The 21,080-nt window shown below is 43.4% G+C and carries 23 protein-coding genes; 10 read left to right on the top strand and 13 right to left on the bottom strand.

Annotated features, from left to right (window positions below):
* Positions 1-32: 32 nt before the first annotated feature.
* Positions 33-281, bottom strand: coding sequence for a hypothetical protein (locus tag FEM33_RS00255; protein WP_139010127.1), 249 nt, complete (start codon positions 279-281; stop codon positions 33-35).
* Positions 256-855: an RNA polymerase sigma factor gene (locus FEM33_RS00250; protein ID WP_138283266.1), complete on the bottom strand. Its 600-nt coding sequence runs from the start codon at positions 853-855 to the stop codon at positions 256-258. The genes FEM33_RS00255 and FEM33_RS00250 overlap by 26 nt, the downstream gene beginning before the upstream one ends.
* Positions 856-1,237: 382 nt before the next feature.
* Between FEM33_RS00250 and FEM33_RS00245 the strand changes: the two genes are divergently transcribed.
* Positions 1,238-1,933: a YjjG family noncanonical pyrimidine nucleotidase gene (locus FEM33_RS00245; protein WP_139010126.1), complete on the top strand. Its 696-nt coding sequence runs from the start codon at positions 1,238-1,240 to the stop codon at positions 1,931-1,933.
* Positions 1,934-1,967: 34 nt separating this feature from the next.
* Here the strand turns inward: FEM33_RS00245 and FEM33_RS00240 are convergent, their stop codons facing one another.
* The 4 genes from FEM33_RS00240 to FEM33_RS00225 form a co-directional block, all read right to left on the bottom strand.
* Positions 1,968-2,861: a S1 family peptidase gene (locus FEM33_RS00240; protein ID WP_139010125.1), complete on the bottom strand. Its 894-nt coding sequence runs from the start codon at positions 2,859-2,861 to the stop codon at positions 1,968-1,970.
* A gap of 21 nt (positions 2,862-2,882) precedes the next feature.
* Positions 2,883-3,425, bottom strand: a complete 543-nt coding sequence (locus tag FEM33_RS00235; RefSeq protein ID WP_139010124.1) for a DUF2911 domain-containing protein — start codon at positions 3,423-3,425, stop codon at positions 2,883-2,885.
* A gap of 6 nt (positions 3,426-3,431) precedes the next feature.
* Positions 3,432-4,061 (bottom strand): type IX secretion system protein PorG, encoded by a 630-nt coding sequence (gene porG / locus FEM33_RS00230; RefSeq protein WP_139010123.1) that lies wholly within the window; start codon positions 4,059-4,061, stop codon positions 3,432-3,434.
* A gap of 74 nt (positions 4,062-4,135) precedes the next feature.
* The gene (locus FEM33_RS00225; protein ID WP_229214006.1) at positions 4,136-5,146 is read right to left on the bottom strand and encodes a DUF6089 family protein; all 1,011 of its coding nucleotides are present in this window, start codon (positions 5,144-5,146) and stop codon (positions 4,136-4,138) included.
* Between the two features lie 232 nt (positions 5,147-5,378).
* On the opposite strand from FEM33_RS00225, the gene FEM33_RS00220 reads away from it, so the two are divergent.
* The 3 genes from FEM33_RS00220 to FEM33_RS00210 are packed head-to-tail and all read left to right on the top strand — an operon-like array spanning position 5,379 to position 7,788.
* Positions 5,379-6,005: an ABC transporter ATP-binding protein gene (locus tag FEM33_RS00220; protein WP_139010122.1), complete on the top strand. Its 627-nt coding sequence runs from the start codon at positions 5,379-5,381 to the stop codon at positions 6,003-6,005.
* A gap of 57 nt (positions 6,006-6,062) precedes the next feature.
* Complete coding sequence (locus FEM33_RS00215; protein ID WP_139010121.1) at positions 6,063-7,280, top strand: ABC transporter permease; 1,218 nt, start codon at positions 6,063-6,065, stop codon at positions 7,278-7,280.
* Positions 7,281-7,335: 55 nt separating this feature from the next.
* The gene (locus FEM33_RS00210; RefSeq protein WP_139010120.1) at positions 7,336-7,788 is read left to right on the top strand and encodes a YEATS domain-containing protein; all 453 of its coding nucleotides are present in this window, start codon (positions 7,336-7,338) and stop codon (positions 7,786-7,788) included.
* A gap of 18 nt (positions 7,789-7,806) precedes the next feature.
* Here FEM33_RS00210 and FEM33_RS00205 read toward each other — a convergent pair whose 3' ends face one another.
* A complete protein-coding gene (locus tag FEM33_RS00205; RefSeq protein ID WP_139010119.1) occupies positions 7,807-8,898 on the bottom strand; it encodes a complex I subunit 1/NuoH family protein in 1,092 nt (363 codons plus the stop codon).
* Between the two features lie 50 nt (positions 8,899-8,948).
* A complete protein-coding gene (locus FEM33_RS00200) occupies positions 8,949-9,959 on the bottom strand; it encodes a gliding motility protein GldB-related protein (protein ID WP_139010118.1) in 1,011 nt (336 codons plus the stop codon).
* A 20-nt stretch (positions 9,960-9,979) separates the two neighbouring features.
* Between FEM33_RS00200 and FEM33_RS00195 the strand changes: the two genes are divergently transcribed.
* Positions 9,980-10,861, top strand: a complete 882-nt coding sequence (locus FEM33_RS00195; RefSeq protein WP_139010117.1) for a Rossmann-fold NAD(P)-binding domain-containing protein — start codon at positions 9,980-9,982, stop codon at positions 10,859-10,861.
* Positions 10,862-10,944: 83 nt separating this feature from the next.
* Here the strand turns inward: FEM33_RS00195 and FEM33_RS00190 are convergent, their stop codons facing one another.
* From FEM33_RS00190 to FEM33_RS00175, 4 genes are all read right to left on the bottom strand, one after another.
* Complete coding sequence (locus tag FEM33_RS00190; RefSeq protein WP_139010116.1) at positions 10,945-12,099, bottom strand: TlpA disulfide reductase family protein; 1,155 nt, start codon at positions 12,097-12,099, stop codon at positions 10,945-10,947.
* A 38-nt stretch (positions 12,100-12,137) separates the two neighbouring features.
* Positions 12,138-13,631, bottom strand: a complete 1,494-nt coding sequence (gatB, locus tag FEM33_RS00185) for an Asp-tRNA(Asn)/Glu-tRNA(Gln) amidotransferase subunit GatB (RefSeq protein ID WP_139010115.1) — start codon at positions 13,629-13,631, stop codon at positions 12,138-12,140.
* Positions 13,632-13,707: 76 nt separating this feature from the next.
* Positions 13,708-15,447 carry a hypothetical protein gene (locus FEM33_RS00180; RefSeq protein ID WP_139010114.1) on the bottom strand — a complete coding sequence of 580 codons (1,740 nt, stop codon included), beginning with the start codon at positions 15,445-15,447 and terminating at the stop codon, positions 13,708-13,710.
* Positions 15,448-15,642: 195 nt separating this feature from the next.
* Complete coding sequence (locus FEM33_RS00175; protein ID WP_139010113.1) at positions 15,643-16,218, bottom strand: c-type cytochrome; 576 nt, start codon at positions 16,216-16,218, stop codon at positions 15,643-15,645.
* A gap of 278 nt (positions 16,219-16,496) precedes the next feature.
* Between FEM33_RS00175 and rpmG the strand changes: the two genes are divergently transcribed.
* From rpmG to FEM33_RS00150, 5 genes are all read left to right on the top strand, one after another.
* Positions 16,497-16,679, top strand: coding sequence for a 50S ribosomal protein L33 (rpmG, locus tag FEM33_RS00170; protein WP_026632037.1), 183 nt, complete (start codon positions 16,497-16,499; stop codon positions 16,677-16,679).
* Between the two features lie 102 nt (positions 16,680-16,781).
* Complete coding sequence (locus FEM33_RS00165; RefSeq protein ID WP_138283279.1) at positions 16,782-16,934, top strand: DUF4295 domain-containing protein; 153 nt, start codon at positions 16,782-16,784, stop codon at positions 16,932-16,934.
* Positions 16,935-17,043: 109 nt separating this feature from the next.
* Positions 17,044-18,006, top strand: coding sequence for a signal recognition particle-docking protein FtsY (gene ftsY / locus FEM33_RS00160; RefSeq protein ID WP_139010112.1), 963 nt, complete (start codon positions 17,044-17,046; stop codon positions 18,004-18,006).
* A gap of 126 nt (positions 18,007-18,132) precedes the next feature.
* On the top strand, positions 18,133-19,452 hold the full coding sequence (gene rimO / locus FEM33_RS00155; RefSeq protein ID WP_139010111.1) for a 30S ribosomal protein S12 methylthiotransferase RimO: 1,320 nt from the start codon (positions 18,133-18,135) through the stop codon (positions 19,450-19,452).
* A gap of 61 nt (positions 19,453-19,513) precedes the next feature.
* On the top strand, positions 19,514-19,990 hold the full coding sequence (locus FEM33_RS00150) for a DUF4293 domain-containing protein (protein ID WP_139010110.1): 477 nt from the start codon (positions 19,514-19,516) through the stop codon (positions 19,988-19,990).
* Positions 19,991-20,038: 48 nt separating this feature from the next.
* Here the strand turns inward: FEM33_RS00150 and FEM33_RS00145 are convergent, their stop codons facing one another.
* Positions 20,039-21,013 (bottom strand): KpsF/GutQ family sugar-phosphate isomerase, encoded by a 975-nt coding sequence (locus FEM33_RS00145; RefSeq protein ID WP_139010109.1) that lies wholly within the window; start codon positions 21,011-21,013, stop codon positions 20,039-20,041.
* Between the last annotated feature and the right edge of the window lie 67 nt (positions 21,014-21,080).

Genomic DNA, 21,080 nt, shown 5'->3' with positions numbered 1-21,080 from the left:
CCTGATAATAAATTATAACAATTAACAACCTTTTAAAACGAAAGCGTTGCAGGTCTTTTCAGTGAAAACTGTTGAGAGTACCTGATGACTTCTGAAACAGCTGTATCCGAAGGCGTCCGGACGATTCTGTTCATCTGATTCTGTATTTCAAGAGAATCAATGTAGAAACTCATCAAATCATCATCAAGTGCAAGAGCCTCGACAATCAGATCATTTTCATTTTCTGTTGTTTCGGCATATAAATACCTTACAACATCATCGTAGGTAAAAGTTTTTGTCATATTGTGGGGCACGTTGGTTGAATTGCTTACGCAAGTTTATCAACGCGTAACGCATTCTTCCCAATGCCGTATTAATACTCACTCCTGTTGCATCGGCAATTTCCTGAAAGCTCATGTCCTCATAGTGGCGCATGATCAGTACTTGCTTCTGCACATCAGGTAACCGCTGGATCATCTCCCGCAGTTGCTCATGCGTCTCCTGACGAATCTGGACGGACTCAACGGAATCTTCCGAAAAATCCAGTGTATTGAAAACACTGCTTCCATCTTCGAATACTACATTGGGGTAGCGTTTATCGCGTCTGAAATAATCAATAGCGAGGTTGTGTGCGATACGTATAATCCACGGAAGGAACTTGCCTTCATCATTATATCTGCCACCTTTTATCGTATCTACGGCTTTAATAAATGTATCCTGCAATAAATCTTCGGCTACATACTGATCCTTGACAATAAGATAAATAGTGGTGTATATTCTTGATTTATGGCGCTGAACCAGCTTTTCAAAAGCTTTTTCATTGCCGTGGATATACAATGTTACCAACTCACTGTCGCTAACTTGGACTTTCTCCATTTTTACTATTCGATTTAGTTAACGTAGAGCAGTTCCTCGATATTGTTTCTCCTTTCTGTTTAGTGAAATATTTGAAGTGACTTTTCTGTATTTTGAATTATATATATCAAAGAAATAGATTTGGCAAATAATTTGCAAATGTTTATGTTTCTTTTTTTTATAAATAATTTTACATTAACAGATGTTAACAATAATCCGGCTTTTTGGATATTTTTTGATCATAAACCTTCATGTCTAGGCCAATTGTAACAAATAATAGCACATATTTAATAAATATACGTATATAGTCTACAATTTGGATCATTTTATACCCAAAATATCCGGTTAAATAAACCCGCACACAAATTGAATTTTATTAACAAATATTGAACTTTTTCCAGATATGAGATACAAACATCTTTTCTTTGACCTTGACCACACGCTATGGGATTTTGAAAAAAATTCTTCGGAATCACTGGAAGAAATTTTTCATTCACTGATGCTAATCCAGTACGGAGTTTCTTCCATCGACGCATTTATCGGGTCGTTTTTGAGAATCAACACAGAGTTGTGGAATGCGTTTGACACCGGAAAATTGCACCATACCTATATACGTGAGAACCGTTTCAAGCTGGTGTTTGAAGACATTGGTGCTACTTGTCCGCCAAACCATTCGGAAATAAGCGAAACTTACCTGCGGACGCTTCCGGATAAAAAGCATTTGCTCGAAGGCGCACTGGATTTGCTGAACTATGCTTTCTCGGCCGGTTACCGGATGCACATTATAACAAACGGCTTCAACGATGTTCAGGCAAGAAAAATAGCGAGTTCAGAAATCAGTCATTTTTTTGAAAATATCGTGACGTTTGAAAGTGCCAATGCCAAAAAGCCGGATCCAAGAATATTTGCCTATGCGCTGGAAGTCGCCAACGCGCTGCCGGAAGAAAGCATTATGATCGGCGATAACTGGATTGCCGATATTCTGGGCGCAAAACAGTTTGGAATGGATACGGTTTATTATAACCCCGCCGGACTGCAGTTTGACGAGGCCCCAACTTATGACATTCGCAGGCTGGAAGAACTTATGCTGATTTTATAGAAACCGATTGCTGTCTCAGCAGTTCACTACCGGCTTATTCTGTTTCGTCAGCTTCAAAAAAAGTAATGTTTTTTTCCCGGAGAAACTGTTTGATCACGTCCACATGAACGCACTGGCCCACGTTCAGGAAAGGATAGTTTGAAACTTTTTTACGGTGACCGTCTGTAATTACTTCTCTGTTCACCTGATCGAATCCAAGATGCAGATGCCGGGTTGAGCTTTGCATGCCGTAAATAACGCCGTTCCGGTCAAAAAGCGGCCCTCCGCTTTGTCCCCGCAAGCCGGGCGTACTCATTTCAATGCCCGTAATGGCATTGCTTTCGCCAATATGCCGGGTAATAATTCCGTCAATCGGAAAGCTTGGTGTGTTTATACGGCCTTCTTTAGTCCATTCTATATCGCCTGTATTCTTGTTGTACTTATAATTTGTAAATTCCGGAAAAGGATATCCCAAACGGCACAAATATCTGCCTTGCTTCACTTGCCGCGAATCTTTCAGGAATTTGGCATGGCCCTGGTATTGCTTAGAATTAAAATCCCGGAACTGTATAATAGCTAAATCCTGCGTCGGATGCAAATGAATCGTCAGGCCTTTGTAAGAAGCACATTTGATGAAATTAAACAGAATCCGGATCGGGTTCTCTGAATTGATCTTGTATTTGGATTCCAGAAACAAACGCTGGGTTTCAAAGCCGGGATCTTTTTCAAACCTCCTCAGCTCGCCTTTGAATTTCTGGTAATTCTCGTAAATGGAACTGGAATATAAAATTTGCCGGGCTACATGCCGGCAGGTAACAGCAAAGCCGTCTTCATTAACAAAAAACAAAGTAGCCGTTCCGGGTACAATATCACTTCCGGTGTAATAACGAAGTATAAAATGAATAGGACGTGTAAACTGATCTACTTTCTCAATGGCTTCAACGAACATAAGGTGCTCTTAAGGCAATGGTTACTGACGGGTAAACGGAACCAGCGCTTCGGTCTGGTCCCAGCTTAAAACCATGTTTACGCCTCCGGGTATGTTTTCAAAATAAATTTTAAATAATTCCTGAACTTTCGGCCTGATGCGGATCGGCACCTCGACGCTCAGCACGTCTTTGCCGTCGTTATAGGCTGTTCCCCATTGTCCTGTTTCGGAGTTCAGAATAATTTTCCAGCTGCTTTGCCCGGGAACAGAATAAAGGGAATAAGCCCCTGCCTTGACCGGCTTTCCAGCCAGGTACAGGCCTTCGCCCAGCTCGATTATGGTTGCTTCATTGGCTCCTGTCCGCCAGACTTTACCATAAGGAAGTAACGCCTTGTCTTCTTCTCTTCCAAAAAGCAATCTCCCTTTTTTACTCGGCCTGCTATATTTAACCCGAATGTTAACGCCGTTTTCAGTTGTTTCCGCAATTGCTTCCGGACTTAATGACCGGGTATATTTCCGGTATCCGAAAAAGCCAATCAAAACAAGTGCAATCAGAACAGAAGCGAGGAGGACATTCCTTTTCATACCCGGTTATGGACAAACGATTTTATAAAAGGTATAACTTACAGAAAGACGCACATAATAATAATTATCTTTCAGCGACGGGTCTCCTTGCTGCAGTTTGTCCGTATTGACAGGCTCGCCGCCCAGGTTGTCCAGATAATCTGTAAATGTTTTCCTTGTACCGTATTCCAGTCCGATATTCCAGGGTTTGCGGATCTGGTATTTGATTCCTACGCCATAAGGCATCACCAATGTGCTGGTTTTATAAGCAGCAGTTTGGGGAGTAACATTGAATTTGGCCAGTCCCATGCCTCCGAATACATACGGACTCCAGTTTACAGCAAAACGCCTGTCCTGATAATTCAGGAAGTTGTATTCAGCGACAGCACTTGCTTCCAGAATCCGGCTTTTAAACGACATATTCCTGGCTTGCTGAAAAGGGTCTTTGCTATGCTGATCGTCAGCTCCGGTTAAGCCAAAAGCAGCTTCGGCCCGTAAAGACAGTGCCTGACTTGGATTATATCTGAAGAACAAACTTCCGCCGGGCCTGAAAAACCGAAACCTGAAAGTGGGAGAAATGTCACCTCTGTAGTTGAAGCCGCCGATTCCTCCTCCGAGCTCGATCTTTTGCGCATGAACATTACTGACGGCTGCCATTAAAAAACAAATACCTGCCAGTGTAGAAAGCAAGTATCTGTTATTCGGATATCTGAAAGAATACTTCAAGAATATTATTTTAACGGTGGACATTTAATTTGAGCAGGCAGCATGTAGTTAAGATGGATCATACAGAACAGATAGTTATCCTTCTGAGTAGGACTGTTTCCACGGAACGTTCCTGGAGCAGCAAAACCCGTTGTTGGCAAGGTTGCCAGCGGATCATTGGAATCGATGTTGTAATTGGCCCGCAGGAATTTTTTAAGTGATTCCGTGCGGTCTGCGCCTTTTCTTACCGCAACAGGATCTGTACTTCTGTTGGCAAATTTTAGTGCAAGCGGATTGTCTGCAAATAATGCAGGATCGGCATAGTTCCCGTGTGTATCGTCCAGATAATCTGTAAAAGTCTTTCTGAAACCGAATTCTGCTGAAATATCAAACCTTGAATTTATTTTGTACCGAACGCCTATACCAACAGGAATAGCGAACTGAACAAGAGAATACGGCTTTGCATAACCTTCATTGCCTTGTCCCTCGGTACCCAGCGGCTGCAACTTAACCCAGTCTCCTTTTAATGTGTCCAGTGCTTTCGGGTTATGTGCGGTGAGTGCGATACCGGCAAAAAGATAGGCTCCGAACTGCGGTCTTCTGTCATAACTGCGGTTATCGGGTATTAATTTATAAATTCCCTGAACTGAAAATTCTTTAAGATCATTGCGGAAATGCAGGTTCCGGGCATAAAAAATACTGGCGTCGTGTTTTGAATCGCGGTTCATGATATAATCGTCTCCGGCGATTCGGGCATAAGTAAAACTGGCTCTGGCAGCAATCCGTGGAGTAAAATGTCTTGTATAATTTCCACCTATACTCCATCGCATCATTTTGAAAGTGGAGGCAAGCGGTCTTCTGTACGGTGCCATGTCACCGTAATAGTTAGATGTTCCGATGCCGATGCCTGCTGTGGAGTAAGGAACAAAGATGCCGCGGCTCTGCGCCTGAACGTTCCGGTTAGTCAACAACAGCCCAAAAGTTAAGATCAACGTCAGCGCTCCGGACAATCTTCTCAATTCAAAATTTATACGCATTTTCAGATCAATTTTTTGCAAAAATAGAATAGTTGTTGGTTTTCTTAAGGTTATATCACCATTTCAACGTATTTCCGATTGATTTATTTGTGAAGTCTGAATTTTTAGTCTTCATCCGTTGCAACAAATTCCGCAACCCGCGGCATTGTGCCGGATTGGTCCATATTATCCGTGTTTTGATGAAAAAGAAAATAAAACTTCATTATCATTGCATACTGAAAAAGCACGATCAATGATTACCGGTACCAACCTGCGCTTTGCGTATTCTGCTCAAAAAAAGTTTAGTTTTCCAGATATCAAATGCAAGAACGGCGAAACGCTGCTGATTCTCGGCCAGTCCGGAAAAGGGAAAACAACGCTGCTTCATTTGCTAGCCCTGCTGCTGAAACCGGACTCAGGCGAAATCATGATTGCCGGTACTTCTGCAAACAATCTTTCCAACTCGCAGCTTGCGCAGGTCAGGGCAAAAAACATCGGCATTGTTTATCAGCGGCCGCATTTTGTGAGTTCTTTGTCGGTTCTGGACAATATGCTGCTTTCCAATTACCTTGGCGACCAAAAGCCGGATAAAGCCAAAGCCACGGCACTGGCAGAACAGCTTGGATTTGCAGATCATTTATCAAAAAAGCCTTCAAGGCTGAGTCAGGGCGAACAGCAGCGTGTAAGCATTGCACGTTCGCTAATGAACAATCCGAACATTATTCTGGCCGACGAACCGACATCCAACCTCGACGACAACAATTGTCAGAGAGTCATTGAACTGCTGAAAACCCAGTCCGCTTCCATCGGCGCAAGTCTGGTTGTTGTTACGCATGATCAGCGTCTGAAAGATGTTTTTTCCAACCAGGTTTTTTTGTAAGCCCGTTTGGAAATGAAGGATTGATTTTCGCTTGTTCCAGTAAAAAATAATTTCCCGATGAATCTTCTTAAAATCAGTATAGCCAATCTCAAGGAAAAAAAGCTCAACAGTTTTCTCAGTGCGCTGCTTCTGACCCTTGGAATTGGTATGATATCGTTGCTGCTGTTGCTTAACAAACAACTGGATGAGCAATTTCGCAGGAACATCAAAGGCATAGACCTCGTCGTCGGGGCCAAAGGCAGCCCGTTGCAGCTCATTCTTTCGAGCATATACCAGATTGATGCGCCGACAGGCAATGTACCTTTGTCGGAAGTAAACAGTTTGAGAAAAAATCCGTTTGTCAAAACCGTCATTCCACTTTCCATGGGCGACAGCTATCAGGGATTCCGGATTGTGGGAACAACTCCAAAATACACCGAGCATTTTCAGGCAAAAGTAGCGCAAGGGCATCTTTACAATGCATCCATGGAAGTGACGATCGGCAGTAAAGTGGCAAGAAATACAGGCTTGAAAATCGGCGATACTTTTTCCAGTTCACACGGGCTGGATTCCGAAGGCGATGTGCATGGGGACCGGAAATATGTTGTAAAAGGCATTTTTGAACCAAACGGATCAGTTGTGGATCAGCTGATTTTAACCCGGCTTTCGAGCATCTGGGATATTCACGAACATGCGGAAGAAAATCATGAAGCGGAAAAACATACTTTGGGACCGGAGCATGAAGATGAAGACAAACAAGTAACCAGCGCACTCGTACAGTTCCGGAATCCGATGGGACTGATGACGATACCGCGGCAAATCAATGAAAACACATCCATGCAGGCGGCGCTTCCGAGCATTGAAATAAACCGTTTGTTTTCGCTGCTTGGAGTAGGCATTGAAACACTTCGTGCGCTGGCGCTTGTCATTATCATTATAGCCGGCGCAAGCGTTTTTATCTCGCTTTACAACTCACTGAAAGAAAGAAAATATGAAATGGCATTGATGCTTTCCATGGGTGCAACGCGTACAAAGCTGTTTTTGATGCTGCTGCTGGAAGGATTAATGCTGGCCATAATCGGTTTTGTTGCTGGAATTGTGCTGAGCCGTGTCGGGTTATGGCTGTTTTCACGCGCTGCCGAGCAGGATTTTCATTATTCCGTGCGCCAGTTCGGTATATTGCCGGAAGAAATTTATTTGTTTTTTGCTGCGTTGTTTATCGGGTTGCTTGCAGCTGCATTGCCTTCGCTGGGCATTTACAAGCTTAATATATCACGGACACTGGCGGAGGAATGATATTCTGTGTAAATTTGTTAGTGAAGCAAATATCAAAAGACCAAATACAAGCACGATGAAATCTGTAAAAATCATATTACTTCTTTTTTGTATAACTTCCCTTTCTGCTTTTGTGCCTGCCGGCAATCCGGTCAAGCTCACGTGGGAAACCTTGCGCGATGTTACTTTTAAAAAGAAATGGTATGCAGAAGAATCTATTTATATGCTCCACCCTACTTTCGGGCCGAGCGTTCAGAAACTGAAAAACCAGCAGGTGGCAATTACGGGTTACATTCTGCCTGTGGATCTGGATGCCAATTTGTACGTATTGTCTGCATTTCCGTTCAGCGCCTGTTTCTTCTGCGGTGGAGCCGGCCCGGAAACGGTTATGACTTTGAATTTTAAAAAGAAAGACGGCAGAAAGTTCAAAACAGACGAACGGCTGACTTTTGTAGGAACTTTAAAGCTGAATGCAGACGATATTTATCAGATGAACTACATTCTGGACGGTGCCGAAATAGCGGAATAAACCGGAAATGCTTATTTTTCAAATACCGGCCAGCCGCCAGATCCCGGATATAAAAAACAATACAAGTCCTACGGGCGTAAGCACTTTCCAGCCAAGGTACATCAGCTGATCCACGCGTAAGCGGGGCAAAGTCCATCTTGCCCACATCTGGATCAATATTCCAAGCATGGCTTTGCCGAGCAGCCAGAAAATTCCGGTTACATAGCCAAACCACGTTCCCGGCTCTCCGCTTGTCCATTCAGCCAGCTTTATCGGGCCGATATTGGGCAAAGGCGTGTTCCAGCTTCCCAGAAACAGAATGGCGCCTAAAAGGCATACAAGCAGCATCATTCCGTATTCCGATAACATGAACAGCGCCCAGCGCATTCCGGAATATTCCGTATGAAAGCCGGCCACGATTTCGGATTCTCCTTCCGGCAAGTCAAAAGGTGCACGGTTGCATTCGGCCAGTGAAGCAATGAAAAAAACGACGTATGCAATGATGAGAAACGGATTGCGTACAATATTCCAGGCCAGAAATCCGCCGACATTTGTAACATCTATTCCGAGCTTCCGCATTCCGAAAAGGTAAACCGTTTCATTGGCATAAATGCCCTGCTGAAAACTGATTATTTGCAAATCAAGCGTTTGCGTAAGCATTACGACGCATAAAATGGATAATCCGAGCGGGATTTCATAAGAAATAATCTGCGCGACTGCACGCATGGCACCAAACAGCGCGTATTTGTTATTGGAGCCCCAGCCCGCCATCAACAGTCCGATAACGTCAACGGATACGATTGTCAAAAGGAAAAAAACGCCGACAGCCGCTCCCGAACCGGCCAGGTCAGGCGCCAGCGGAACAATGGCGAAACCGGCAAAAACGGAAACAAATATGACAAACGGCGCAATCAGAAACAGCCTGCGGTCAGCGGCTTTGGGAACAATGTCTTCTTTCTGAAGTAATTTCAGCAAATCTGCAAACAACTGCAACAAACCCCATTTTCCGACTTCCATAGGCCCCATCCGGTCCTGAATAAAAGCAGAAACCTTGCGCTCCAGATAAACGCCGACAACTACAAAGCCTGGAACGACGAGTAAAAAAATGAGAAGTGTAAATGGGAAAGACATCAAATGCGATTTGAAGTACGTTACAGATGTCACAAAAGTAAGTAAAAAACTTACTCCTCTTCGTCCGGCTCGCCTTTATAACCCGATTCCTGCAAAATCCTTCCCGCATTCCCGATCTGCATCAGCTCGGGCAAGGTCATTTCAGGTTTTTTGGTAACAAAACGGTTTACAATGCGCCAGCCGACCCAACGCGCAATGGCACCCGGAACTTTCTGCCCTATTTCGGAAGTAAACGGCCGTTCTTCAATAAATTTCCTTTTTTTCAGGTCACTTTTTTCATAAAGCAATTTGCTTGCAACGAAGTACGACCATATTTCCTGCTGGCTGTTGTAAGTCCGCCGGAGATTTTCTTCTGAATAACCCAAAATCAGGCTGTCGGGCGTATCCGGCATAACCTGTTTTACAAATTCATATGCTTTTCCGTATCCGATCATATCGGCCAAAAGCGTCTGATCCTGCGCATCCATCCGGTTATAACGGTTGGATGTGAAGAATACAATGGATGGCACGATATACTCTTTTCGGTACCTTCTCAACTGATAATCATAAACATCCGGGCGGTAACGTGCATTTGGGCCTCCAAAATAATCCAGACCGATGATCACCAGCGAGTCCGAAACGTACAGGTCATTTCCTTCAAAGCCGGTGATTATAAACTGGATTTTAGGCGCATTAAAATTCGGGTAATGATATTTGATCTGTTTATACGCCTTTAAAAGCGGCGACAGAACAGTTGCTTCACGATCACCGATCAGCGAATCCAGGTCCTTTCTGAAATTCTGAAGATCAGGATTTTGGAGAATATTAAAAAGGTGCGAGGCAAGCTGTGCCGAATCTCCCGGAAAATCGGTAAAATAGGCCTTTTGCAGGTAATTATACTTTTGCAGAAAATTTTGTACATCTTTAACCGATTTGCAGGAAAACAGTTCTGCATCCAGATTTTCTGAAACCAGTTTCATCTGAATGGAGCTGGTATCTGCTTTGCGGGTTTCATTGTTGCCGCAGGACATTAAAAAAGCAGCCAGCAAAACAAACAATATCAGGATTCTGGAATTAACCATTTGATTGGGTAAAAAATAATATGACAGATCAGAAATCAAAAATAGAAAAAAACCGGATAAGCATTCTGGGTTGCGGCTGGCTTGGGTTTCCATTAGCTCAACGTCTGCTTGCGTCCGATATTACAACGAAAATCAACGGCAGTACAACATCTTTGCCAAAACTGGAAAATTTCAAAGCAAAAGGAATCAACGGCTATTTGCTCGAACTGAATCCCGGATTTGAAAATGAAAGTGCTTTGACAGAATCCTTTTTCAACGCAGAAACGCTGATTGTTTCGCTGCCGCCGCGTGCCGGAAAAAACGGACCGGGGTTTTACGTAAAGCAAATGGAAGCCGTAATCAGTGAAATCAGGAAGTCGCCTGTCAATCAGGTTGTGTTTATCAGTTCAACAGGCATTTATCCGGAACTGAACCGGATCGTAACTGAAGAGGATGTTGATTTACCTGAACAATCCGCTTCGGAAGATATGGTAACCGCGGAAGTAATGGCAAAATCATTGCGGCCGGAACGAACTGTAACGATTCTGCGGCTCGGAGGCCTGCTTGGTTATAACCGCATTCCGGGCAAATACGTAACAGGGAAAAAAGAGATGACAACCGGCGGAATTCCGGTAAATTACATTCACCGCGACGATGCCATCGGAGTTATGATGAAAATGCTGGAAGGCGGACTTGTTGATGAAACTTTTAACATTGTAGCACCAATGCATCCTTTGCGCCGTGAGATCTATGAAACATCCTGTGCACAGTTCGGCTGGGAAGCGCCGGAATTTGCTGTTCCTGAAAAAGAGCAGGATTTCAAAATCATTTCCGGCGAGAAGCTGAGCCGGTTTTACAACTATGATTTCAAATTCCCTGATCCCGTCAATTTCTTTTACAGTCTGGAAGATCATGAAATCTGAAAAGCAGATTTTGAAATTCTCTCAAACAGAAAAGATCCGTAAAAATGAATTTTACGGATCTTTTCTGTTTGTTTCTGTAGGTTTTACTGCGCTCCCAAAAGCTCCTGAAGCTTGCTTTCCAAAGCAGGACCGCGCAAATTTTTGGCGATTATTTTTCCATCCTTATCCAGTAAAAATGTAGCCGGAATCGCATTTACGCCATAAGCCTGCGCTACGCCGGAGTTCCATTTTTTCAGCTCCGATCCGTGCTGCCATTTCAGGTTATCCTTTGTAATGGCCGTTTTCCAGGCTTTTTCATTATCGTCGAGCGAAACGCCGTATATATCAAATCCTTTATCCTTGAACTTGTCGTACATGCGGACAACATTGGGGTTTTCCATACGGCAAGGTCCGCACCAGGATGCCCAGAAGTCAATCAATACAAATTTGCCGCGCAAGGAAGACAATGCAACCGGCTTTCCTTCAGGGCTCGTCAGCGTAAAATCAGGAGCCTGCTGCCCTACTGCTACGCCGGCCATTCTTTTTACCGTACCTATAAACCCTTTTGCAAGTGTAGGCGTAGGCTGGACTTTTTCGTAATCTTCGGCCAGTTTTTTCAGTACATCAAGATCATTTTCCGGGCTCAGGAAATTGTTGGCCGTAAAAAGAGCAACAAGCGACGTGCCCATTTCCGGCAAAAGTTTCTTGATGACATCCAGCCGTTCCTGATCTGCTTTTGCAAAAGACTGCTGAATTTCCTGAATTTTTTTAGTATCCTTTTTTTCCTCTGCCTTGGCGTATTCCTCATTCCATACTGTAACCTTTGCGGCAAAATCCTGCATCAGCTGATCAATCTTGGAATAATACTCCATATTTCTGGAACCTGTAATTTCTACTTTTCCGTTGTTTCCTTTGCTGTCTTTGCCAACGCCGTCAGCCGTAACATTGAAAGTTTCGCCGCCTTCCACAAGCAGAACCACTTTCTGACGATCGGCTAAATTGAGCACAAAAAAGCTTCCTCTGTCCTTTTCAACACCTTTTAAGGAAAACGTGCCGTCGGCAGCAAGCTGCGCCGAATCCAGCTTGACAGGAGATCCGCCGGATGCAGACCTTGCAAGAATCACTTTTTCTCCTTTGGAGCCGTTTTTAACTTTTCCGTTAATTGTAAAATCCTTTGGAGCAAGTTCCTGAGCCATAGCACAAAAGCCCAGCAAAGCAAAGCTGCAAATGGAAATACCTTGTCTGAATAATCCTTTCATGATCTTCTGTATTGTAAATGGATTAATGTGTGAAAATTTCAGAGTTTTTCAGCAAGCAACTGATTGATCAGCTTGGGATCAGCCGTACCATTGGATTTTTTCATCACCTCTCCGACAAACAATCCCAACAATCCTTTTTTACCTTTTCTGTAAGCTGCTACCTTGTCCGGCATTGCATTTATAACCTCAGTAATCAACGTTTCAAGCTCGTTAGTATTGCTGTTTTGCAGCCAGTTATTTGACGATGCAATTTCAGAAGGCAGCCGGCCCGGTTCTTCCAGGAGTACGGGAAATATTTTCTGTGTCGCCACAGAATTACTCACGACACCGGATTCGCTAAGCTGGATCAGATCGGCCAGGATTTTGGGACTAACTGGAAATGCTTCAATAGTTCCGCCATGATCATTCAGATAGGATTTTACCGGTCCCATCAGCCAGTTGGAAGCAGCTTTAAAAGCGGATGTTTCCGAACATACGGCTTCAAAATATTCGGCAATTTCCCGCGTATCCGTCAGCACCATGGCATCGTAAGCCGGAATTCCGTACTGATTTACAAATTTTTCACGCAGTTGCTGCGGCAAAGCCGGCATGCTTTCCCGGATATTTTCCAGCCATTCCTCCGAAACTACAACCGGACTCAGATCAGGATCAGGAAAATAGCGGTAATCGTTCATGGTTTCCTTTACCCGCATACCGTAAGTCTGGCCGCTTTCCACATCGAACATCCGCGTTTCCTGCTGGATTTCTGTGCCGTTCTCCAGCATGGAAACCTGCCTTTTTTCTTCAAAACTGATTGCGCGCATCATATTGCGGATCGAATTCATGTTCTTGATTTCGACCTTTGTTCCGAGTTTGTTTTCTCCTTTTTTACGGATAGAAACGTTTACATCGCAGCGCAGCGAACCTTCTTCCATATTTCCGTCGCTGATTTGCAGATACCGGACAAGACGACGGATTTCCGTAACAAATGCGCCTGTTTCTTCCGCCGACCTTAAATCAGGTTCGGAAACCATTTCGACAAGCGGCGTTCCTGCGCGGTTATAATCCAGAAGTGTTTCCGTATCACTGCCGTCGTGTACAGATTTGCCCGCATCTTCTTCCAGATGAATATGATGGAACCGGATCAGTTTTTCGGCCATTTTTCCTTCCGGATTTTTGATCGCGATCGTAACACCGCCATTCTCACAGATTGGTTTTTTATCCTGTGAAATCTGATAACCTTTTGGAAGATCGGGATAAAAATAGTTTTTCCGGTCAAAAATGGTCCGCTTGCTAATGGAGCAGCCGCATGCAAGTCCAAGCCGGACAGCGTACTCCACTGCTTTTTTATTGATTTTCGGCAACGTTCCCGGCAAAGCCAATGTCAACGGGCCAATATTTGTATTAGGCTCTGTTCCAAATATATTGCGGTCCTGAGCAAATAACTTGGATTCAGTCAGTAGCTGACAATGCACTTCAAGCCCGATTACGGTTTCATACGTAGCCAGAAGTTCATCCGTTATGTCAGCAGGTTGAATTGCGCTTTCAGTCATATTTAATTATAAATGCTTTCGCAAAGATACAATTAGTGACCTAATTAGCATTTTCTAATATAACATATAAGTCATCTTAATATAAAGTCAACTTTCCTTCCCGCGGCATAGTGAAAATCTGTGATCCGTATACTATGTCGATATCGTCATCCTTGATCGTTACAATCCCGATATTATAATCTCCCGGCTCGGTTGTATCCTGAAAAATATGGGCTGTGAAGCCAGAACTATATTGTTTTTTCATTTTTAAGAATGACATATAACCTTGATTTCTGTTCCACTCGGGCGATAGTATGTAAGTTTTGTTTTTTGAAACAGACCTCAAAATCAAATATATTTCTGAAGTTTCGGGATGAACAATATCTTCTGAAATAATCTGATAGTAATGTACTCCTCCGTAAGCCGGAAGTATTTTGCTGTTAAACCGAAATTTCAGATCCTTATGAACATGCCGGCTTGCATCGGCATCAATTCGGTTGCCGACCTTGGTAAAAATTGTTTGGGGAAATTGATAAATTCCTGCCTGCAGTGCAACCTCAAACTGTTCGGCACCTTTTTTGGTAAATGGATAAAGCTTTCCCTGTATTGTCTGGTTTTTCTGAAGCATATAAACATCTGTCTGAAGAGAATTTTGCCAGTGTGCCACGACCGGGATATAATTCCAGTGCATGTAAGCACAATACAAAAACGATAACGGAATAGAAACAAGCAGAAAGTAGTTACGCCAGGAACCTCTGAATGAAAACAATACGAGGCAATATACCATGGCAACAACAAGCACGGAGTAAACTTCATAACGGTCAACAATGAGAGTTATGCTGTTGTGCCCGCGAGAAATTGCTGCTCCTGCCGCCGTAATTACAAAAGACACTGCTGTAAAAAAGATGACAAGTTCGCTGGATTCTTTGTCGGAAAGGCTCGAATTAAATTTTTTAAAAAAATTCAACAGAAATTTTACAGAAAAAAACAGCATTAGTGCAAACAGGACACCGCCGAGTATTACAGTGTCTTCGGGTTTTAACCTGAAGGCAAAAAAAGTACTTCCCATGAAGCTGAAAAAGCAATACAAAATATGGAGAGGTGCTTTAAGCAGTTGTTCCGACTGGTTAGAGTAACCATTCAGACCTACGACGGTCGGCATGCCCAGGTAAAACACAAATGCACATAATCCAACAAACAGGGTCCATATTCCGGCTTTTTTATAGTCATGCATGCTGACCAGCTGGGCAATTCCTAGCATAATGACATAAATTCCGTTTCCGTTTGTGCAGGTATGCAGGGCTGCCAGCAACAAGGCTGCTAGAAAGCTTTTGTTACTGCGCTTTGAAAGGCAGTAGAACATGGTGATTGTCAGTAAAACCGAAAACATGTACTGCAGCGTGCTGATCGGCCAGAAAATATTCCTGTGAACCGATGGCTGGAACATCAGCAGAGCAACCGGAATCGTTGTAGCAGGTGACTGCCCGGCACTGCGCATTGTAAAAAATGTCACAACAAAGAACATGACATAAACACTACCGCCGAGTAGCATCATTGATCTTAGATTGTAGCTTCCTTCGATATAGTAATCCAGCAATGCAATGGAAAACGGAAAGCCAAAACGGTGGCCGTTGAAATTCTGAAATAATTCGCCAAACCGGGACAAAGGGCTTTCCGCAACGCGCCGGATGATGGATATTACTCTGAAATCATCAAAATACGGCGCGCTAAAAGCATACTTGGACACAAAGACGAAGAAGTAAATAATAATCAGGCCAAGCGTAAAGAATACGATCCATTTCTGGACAATGTATTGTTTTGGTGTGTGCAAGTGCATTGTACATGTTAATTGGATATTGGCTAAATATATGATGTATTTAACATGCTATTCGCTGGTTACGCACGGCTAATGAACCATTGTTAACGGGCAATTATCCAACGTAACCCATACGCCTATATCCGGCATAACAAGCAAAAACGTCCGGCCTGATTCAGACCGGACGTTTTTGACAATCTTGATTAATAATGCAGATTACAAGGAATTAATCCAGTTGGCTATAACCACAATTTCTGCTTTCGGAACCTGTGGAAACGGTGCCATCGGAGGATAACCCGGCCAGTGCTCAGGCTTTGGCGCATGAACAAGTTCTACGATTTGCTCTGCTGTATATTTTCTCTTGGCAACTTCCGCGTAAGGCGGTCCGATTACTTTATCATAAGCCTGATGACATGCCAGGCATGCATGTTTGTTCAGCAATGCCGAAACGTCTGCCGGAATCGGTTTACGCTTTGGAGCGGCGTTGGCTGCCGGTGCAGCTGCTGCTGTGGCGGCACCTTCCGCAGCCGGAGTTGCAGCCGAAGCGCTGTCGCCGGTCTGGCCGCCATCAGCAGTTGCTGTCGGAGCAGAAGTTGAAGCTGCTGCCGGCGCAGGAGCAGGCTGGTTTCTTCTTTCATTCTGAAGTGTTACAAGCGCCGCTTCTTCTCTTGATTTACTGCCGGAACCATAATAATAATCGTATTTTTCACGGTCTTCCTTTGAAGAACAGCCGATGCAGAAGGAAACTGCCAGGGCAACAAAAGCCAAAGAAGTACTTTTTTTAAGTGTCATTGTTTTAAAATTTTAAATAATTTCCGCCAGATAAGGATTTCACAAATAATTTGCCACACGAAGAAAGCAAGTTTGTACTAGATTTCCTTCATATCCATCATAGAAATTAGCAGTGCTTCAAATATTATGCCGCGTTATCGGTTTGTTCTCCAATTTGTTAAGGCTTATTCCAAAGCAGCAGAATCATGAAAAAATTAATCTTTATTTAGATTATAGTATTGTGAATAAAACGAAATGTTATTACTTTTGCAGTCCTATTTGTAAAACGATGTAAAGTAATGGCTAAGAAAGGTAATAGAGTACAGGTTATATTGGAATGCACAGAACAAAAAGACAGTGGTGTTCCGGGAATGTCACGTTATGTGACTACAAAAAATCGGAAAAATACGCCTGGCCGTATGGAATTGAAAAAATTCAATTCATTTCTGAGACGCTATACAGTTCACAAAGAAATTAAATAAGTTCATTGTTATCCGTTAACTGTTGAAGTGACCGGAAAAGGGACCGTTATTGAGTGAGCTTTTAACAGTTAATATTCATAATACTATTTAAAATATACAGATATGGCAAAGAAAGTAGTTGCTACCCTGAAAAAAGAAGGCGGTAAATCATTTGCCAAAGTGATTAAAGCCGTAAAATCTCCTAAAACCGGAGCTTATACCTTCAAAGAAGAAATTGTACCTCTTGACGGTGTTCAAGGTGCGTTAAAAAGCTGATCCTGAAAAGGTTCTGTTATTGAATTTGCAAAAAGTCCCTTTCGGGACTTTTTTTGTTTATTTTTGGGCACACATGCGCTGTAACTGATTTTACCCAATTCATACTATTATGAGCCTATTCGGTTTTTTTTCAAAAGAGAAAAAGGAAACACTAGATAAAGGTCTGGAAAAAACCAAAGATAGTTTCTTTGGCAAATTGTCCCGTGCCATAGTTGGTAAAACCACGATTGATGAAGATGTTCTGGATGAACTTGAAGATATTCTGGTCAGCTCGGACGTAGGCGTCGAAACTACGGTTAAGGTTATCAAGCGAATCGAAGAACGTGTTGCAAGGGATAAATATGCGACAACCGCCGAGCTGAACGGCATACTGCGTGAAGAAATTGCAGCACTTCTTACTGAAAACAAGTCAGTTGACATTAAAGACAGTTTTGAAACCGAACATTTGCCCAAACCTTATGTCATTATGGTTGTGGGTGTAAACGGCGTGGGCAAAACGACAACAATCGGTAAGCTTGCGCATCAGTTTCATCAGCGCGGACATAAAGTGGTGCTTGGTGCTGCCGATACATTCCGGGCAGCAGCCGTCGATCAGCTCAAATTGTGGGGAAAACGTGTAGACGTTCCGGTGATTGATCACGGCATGAACACCGATCCGTCCGCAGTAGCTTACGATGCCTTGCTGAAAGGTACCGAAACGGGCGCCGATGTAATTATTATCGACACGGCAGGCCGCTTGCATACGAAAGTTAACCTGATGAATGAACTGGCTAAAATTAAGCGTGTCATGCAGAAAATCATTCCCGATGCACCGCATGAAGTACTGCTCGTACTCGACGGAAGTACAGGCCAGAATGCTGTAATCCAGGCAAGGGAGTTTACCAAAGTAACCGAAATTACAGCACTTGCTGTGACAAAACTGGACGGAACTGCCAAAGGCGGTGTCGTTATCGGGATTTCCGATGAATTTAAAATTCCGGTAAAATACATCGGTGTCGGAGAAAAAATGGACGATCTGCAGGTTTTTGACCGCAGCGAATTTGTCGATTCTCTGTTCAAGAAAATAGGCTGATACAGATTCTCCCGAACTTTGCGCTTCATTTTACAGTTCATTATCAATCACTTTGCTGATAAAAGGGAATATCTATTTTTAATTAAAATCCAATAGCTAACGGCCGTTTGCTAATAGCTAAATCAAATGAAAACCAAAGGAATTGTCAAGAATAAAGTAAATATTGTAACGCTGGGCTGCTCCAAAAACCTGGTTGATTCCGAAGTGCTTTATACACAACTTAAAGGAAACGGATTTACTGTCGCGCATGAATCTAAAAAAGATGATTCACAGATCGTTGTAATAAATACCTGCGGCTTTATCGATAATGCCAAAGAGGAATCCGTAAATACGATTCTGCGCTATGCCGATGCAAAAGCAGCCGGAATGGTGGATAAAATTTACGTGACAGGCTGCCTTTCACATCGCTACAAAGATGAACTTTCTGTTGAAATACCGACTGTAGACGCATGGTTTGGCACCAATGAACTTCCGCGGCTGCTCAAAACGCTGAAAGCAGATTACAAGCATGAACTTGTCGGCGAACGCTTGCTGACGACGCCTGCACATTATGCATACCTTAAAATTGCAGAAGGCTGCGACCGTCCGTGCAGTTTCTGCGCCATTCCGATCATGCGCGGAAGCCATGTTTCCCGTCCGATCGATGAACTGGTAAAAGAAGCTAAGTCGCTGGCGAAACGAGGTACTAAGGAACTGATTCTCATTGCGCAGGACCTTACTTATTATGGTCTGGATATTTATAAGAAAAGAAATTTATCAGATCTTATTGCAAGACTTTCCGATGTGGAAGGCATTGAGTGGATCCGTTTGCAGTATGCTTATCCGGCCGGTTTTCCGATGGATATTCTGGATGTGATGAACGAGCGGAGCAACGTTTGCAAATACCTCGATATGCCTTTGCAGTCCGGCTCAACAGAAATCCTGAAATCCATGCGCCGCGGCATTACGCGTGAAAAAACAGAATCTTTAATATACACGATCCGCGAAAAAGTGCCGGGAATCGCATTAAGGACTACGCTGATCGTCGGGCATCCGGGCGAAACGGAAGCTTTGTTTGATGAAACTTACGAGTTTGTGGAAAAAATGCGTTTCGACCGGCTTGGTGCGTTCCAGTATTCGCATGAAGACAATACGCATTCCTATACCATGGCCGACGACATTCCGGAAGAGATCAAACAGGAACGTGCGGATGCCATTATGGAACTTCAGCAGGGAATTTCCTATGAACTGAATCAGCACAAAATCGGCAATACGTATAAAGTGCTTTTTGACCGCAAGGAAGGCGGTCATTTCATCGGACGTACAGAATTCGATTCGCCGGAAGTGGATAATGAAGTGCTTGTTCCTGCAAGCCAGTATGTAAGGCTTGGCGATTTTGCACACGTAAAAATCACTTCCGCAGAGGAATTTGACTTGTACGGAGAAGTAGTCCCCGATTTTCTTTAACTCTGTTCCGACTTTAGTAAATTTGTGCTTTACGCAGCACAGAAAAATATTTCAATTACACATGTTACAAAGAATTCAGACCGTTTTTTTAGCCATTACAATCATTGGAATGGGCGTTTTTCTTTCTTTTCCGATATGGAGCAAAACTGCCATGGCAGGAGAAGAAAGAGCAGATCTTACCGCCATCAGGTTAAACCATCAGATCAATGCCGTACAATCCAATGTGCAGCCGGTATATTATCTTATTATTCTGGCCATACTTGTTGCAGGCGTGGCGGCTTACGCCATATTTCAATACAAAAACCGGGTTTTACAATCCGCACTTTGTGCAGTGAACTCCATTTTGATGACCATTACGATGGGGCTTGTGATTTATTTTACTTTTTACAAAACCGCAAAATTGTTTGACCCAAATTCTCCGGGCAATTACGAAACCGGATTTTACGGCCTGGTTGCAGCCATGCTTGCCAATGTTTTTGCCAATCGCTTCATCCGGAAAGATGAACGTACGGTACAGCAATCCAAAAGATTCAGATAAAAACAGGAAAACAGCCAATTTAATGTAATATTGAATTGGCTGTTTTTTTTATACAAGTCCTTCCCGCAAAAGGTCGTGCAGATGAACAAAGCCCAGCACTTTTTCATTTTCCACAACAACGATCTGCGTTATACTTTTTGCCTGCATGATTTCCAGCGCTTTCACCGCGTATTCGTCCGGAGAAACGCATATCGGGGAAGTTGTCATGATGTCGCAGGCTTTCAGATGTAAAATGCTGTCTCCGGCATGCAGATTCAGCATCCGCCGCAAATCTCCGTCTGTAATAATTCCGGCCATTTCGCCCGAAGCTTTTTCAACAACAGTTGCGCCGAGCCTTTTGGAAGTGATTTCAAGTATGACTTCTTTCAGCGTCGCATTTTCGTGCACAACAGGAATGGCATTGTTTGGGTAAATGTCACAAACTTTCAGATAAAGCCTTTTTCCCAAAGAACCTCCCGGATGAAACCTCGCAAAATCGTCATGCGTAAATCCTCTTGCTTCCAGCAGACTTATGGCCAGCGCATCGCCGAGCGCCATGGCAACGGAAGTGCTTGTCGTTGGAGCAAGATTCAGCGAATCGGCCTCGACCGGCGCAAATGCATGCAAAATATAATGGCTGTTGCGTGACAAGTACGAATCATTGTTGCTGACCATCGCGATCATGATTACGCCGGTACGTTTCAGAAGCGGAACCAGCACTTTTATTTCAGGCGTATCGCCGCTTTTGGAGATCACAATGACAACATCGTTCTTCTGGATCATGCCCAGATCACCGTGTATGGCATCGGCCGCATGCATGAATAATGCGGGCGTTCCGGTAGAATTCAGCGTTGCCACAATTTTTTGCCCGACGATCGCACTTTTGCCGATTCCGCTGATTACAACCCGTCCGCCAGAATTTAATATGGCATATACGCATTTTTCAAATTCATCATCAATCAAATCAATCAGACTATGCAATGCTTCAGCCTCCTGCCGCAATACATCTTTTGCTATTGACTGAATATTTTTTATTAATTTCAAATCTGAAACACTGTTTTATTAAGAACCAATTGTAATTTTTAATTTCAAAAGCAAAGATATAGAAGTT

The organism is Dyadobacter flavalbus (assembly GCF_006149045.1).
Taxonomy (GTDB): domain Bacteria; phylum Bacteroidota; class Bacteroidia; order Cytophagales; family Spirosomataceae; genus Dyadobacter; species Dyadobacter flavalbus.
The sequence above is the reverse complement of the archived record's forward strand: the minus strand, read 5'-3'. Positions and strand labels throughout refer to the sequence as shown.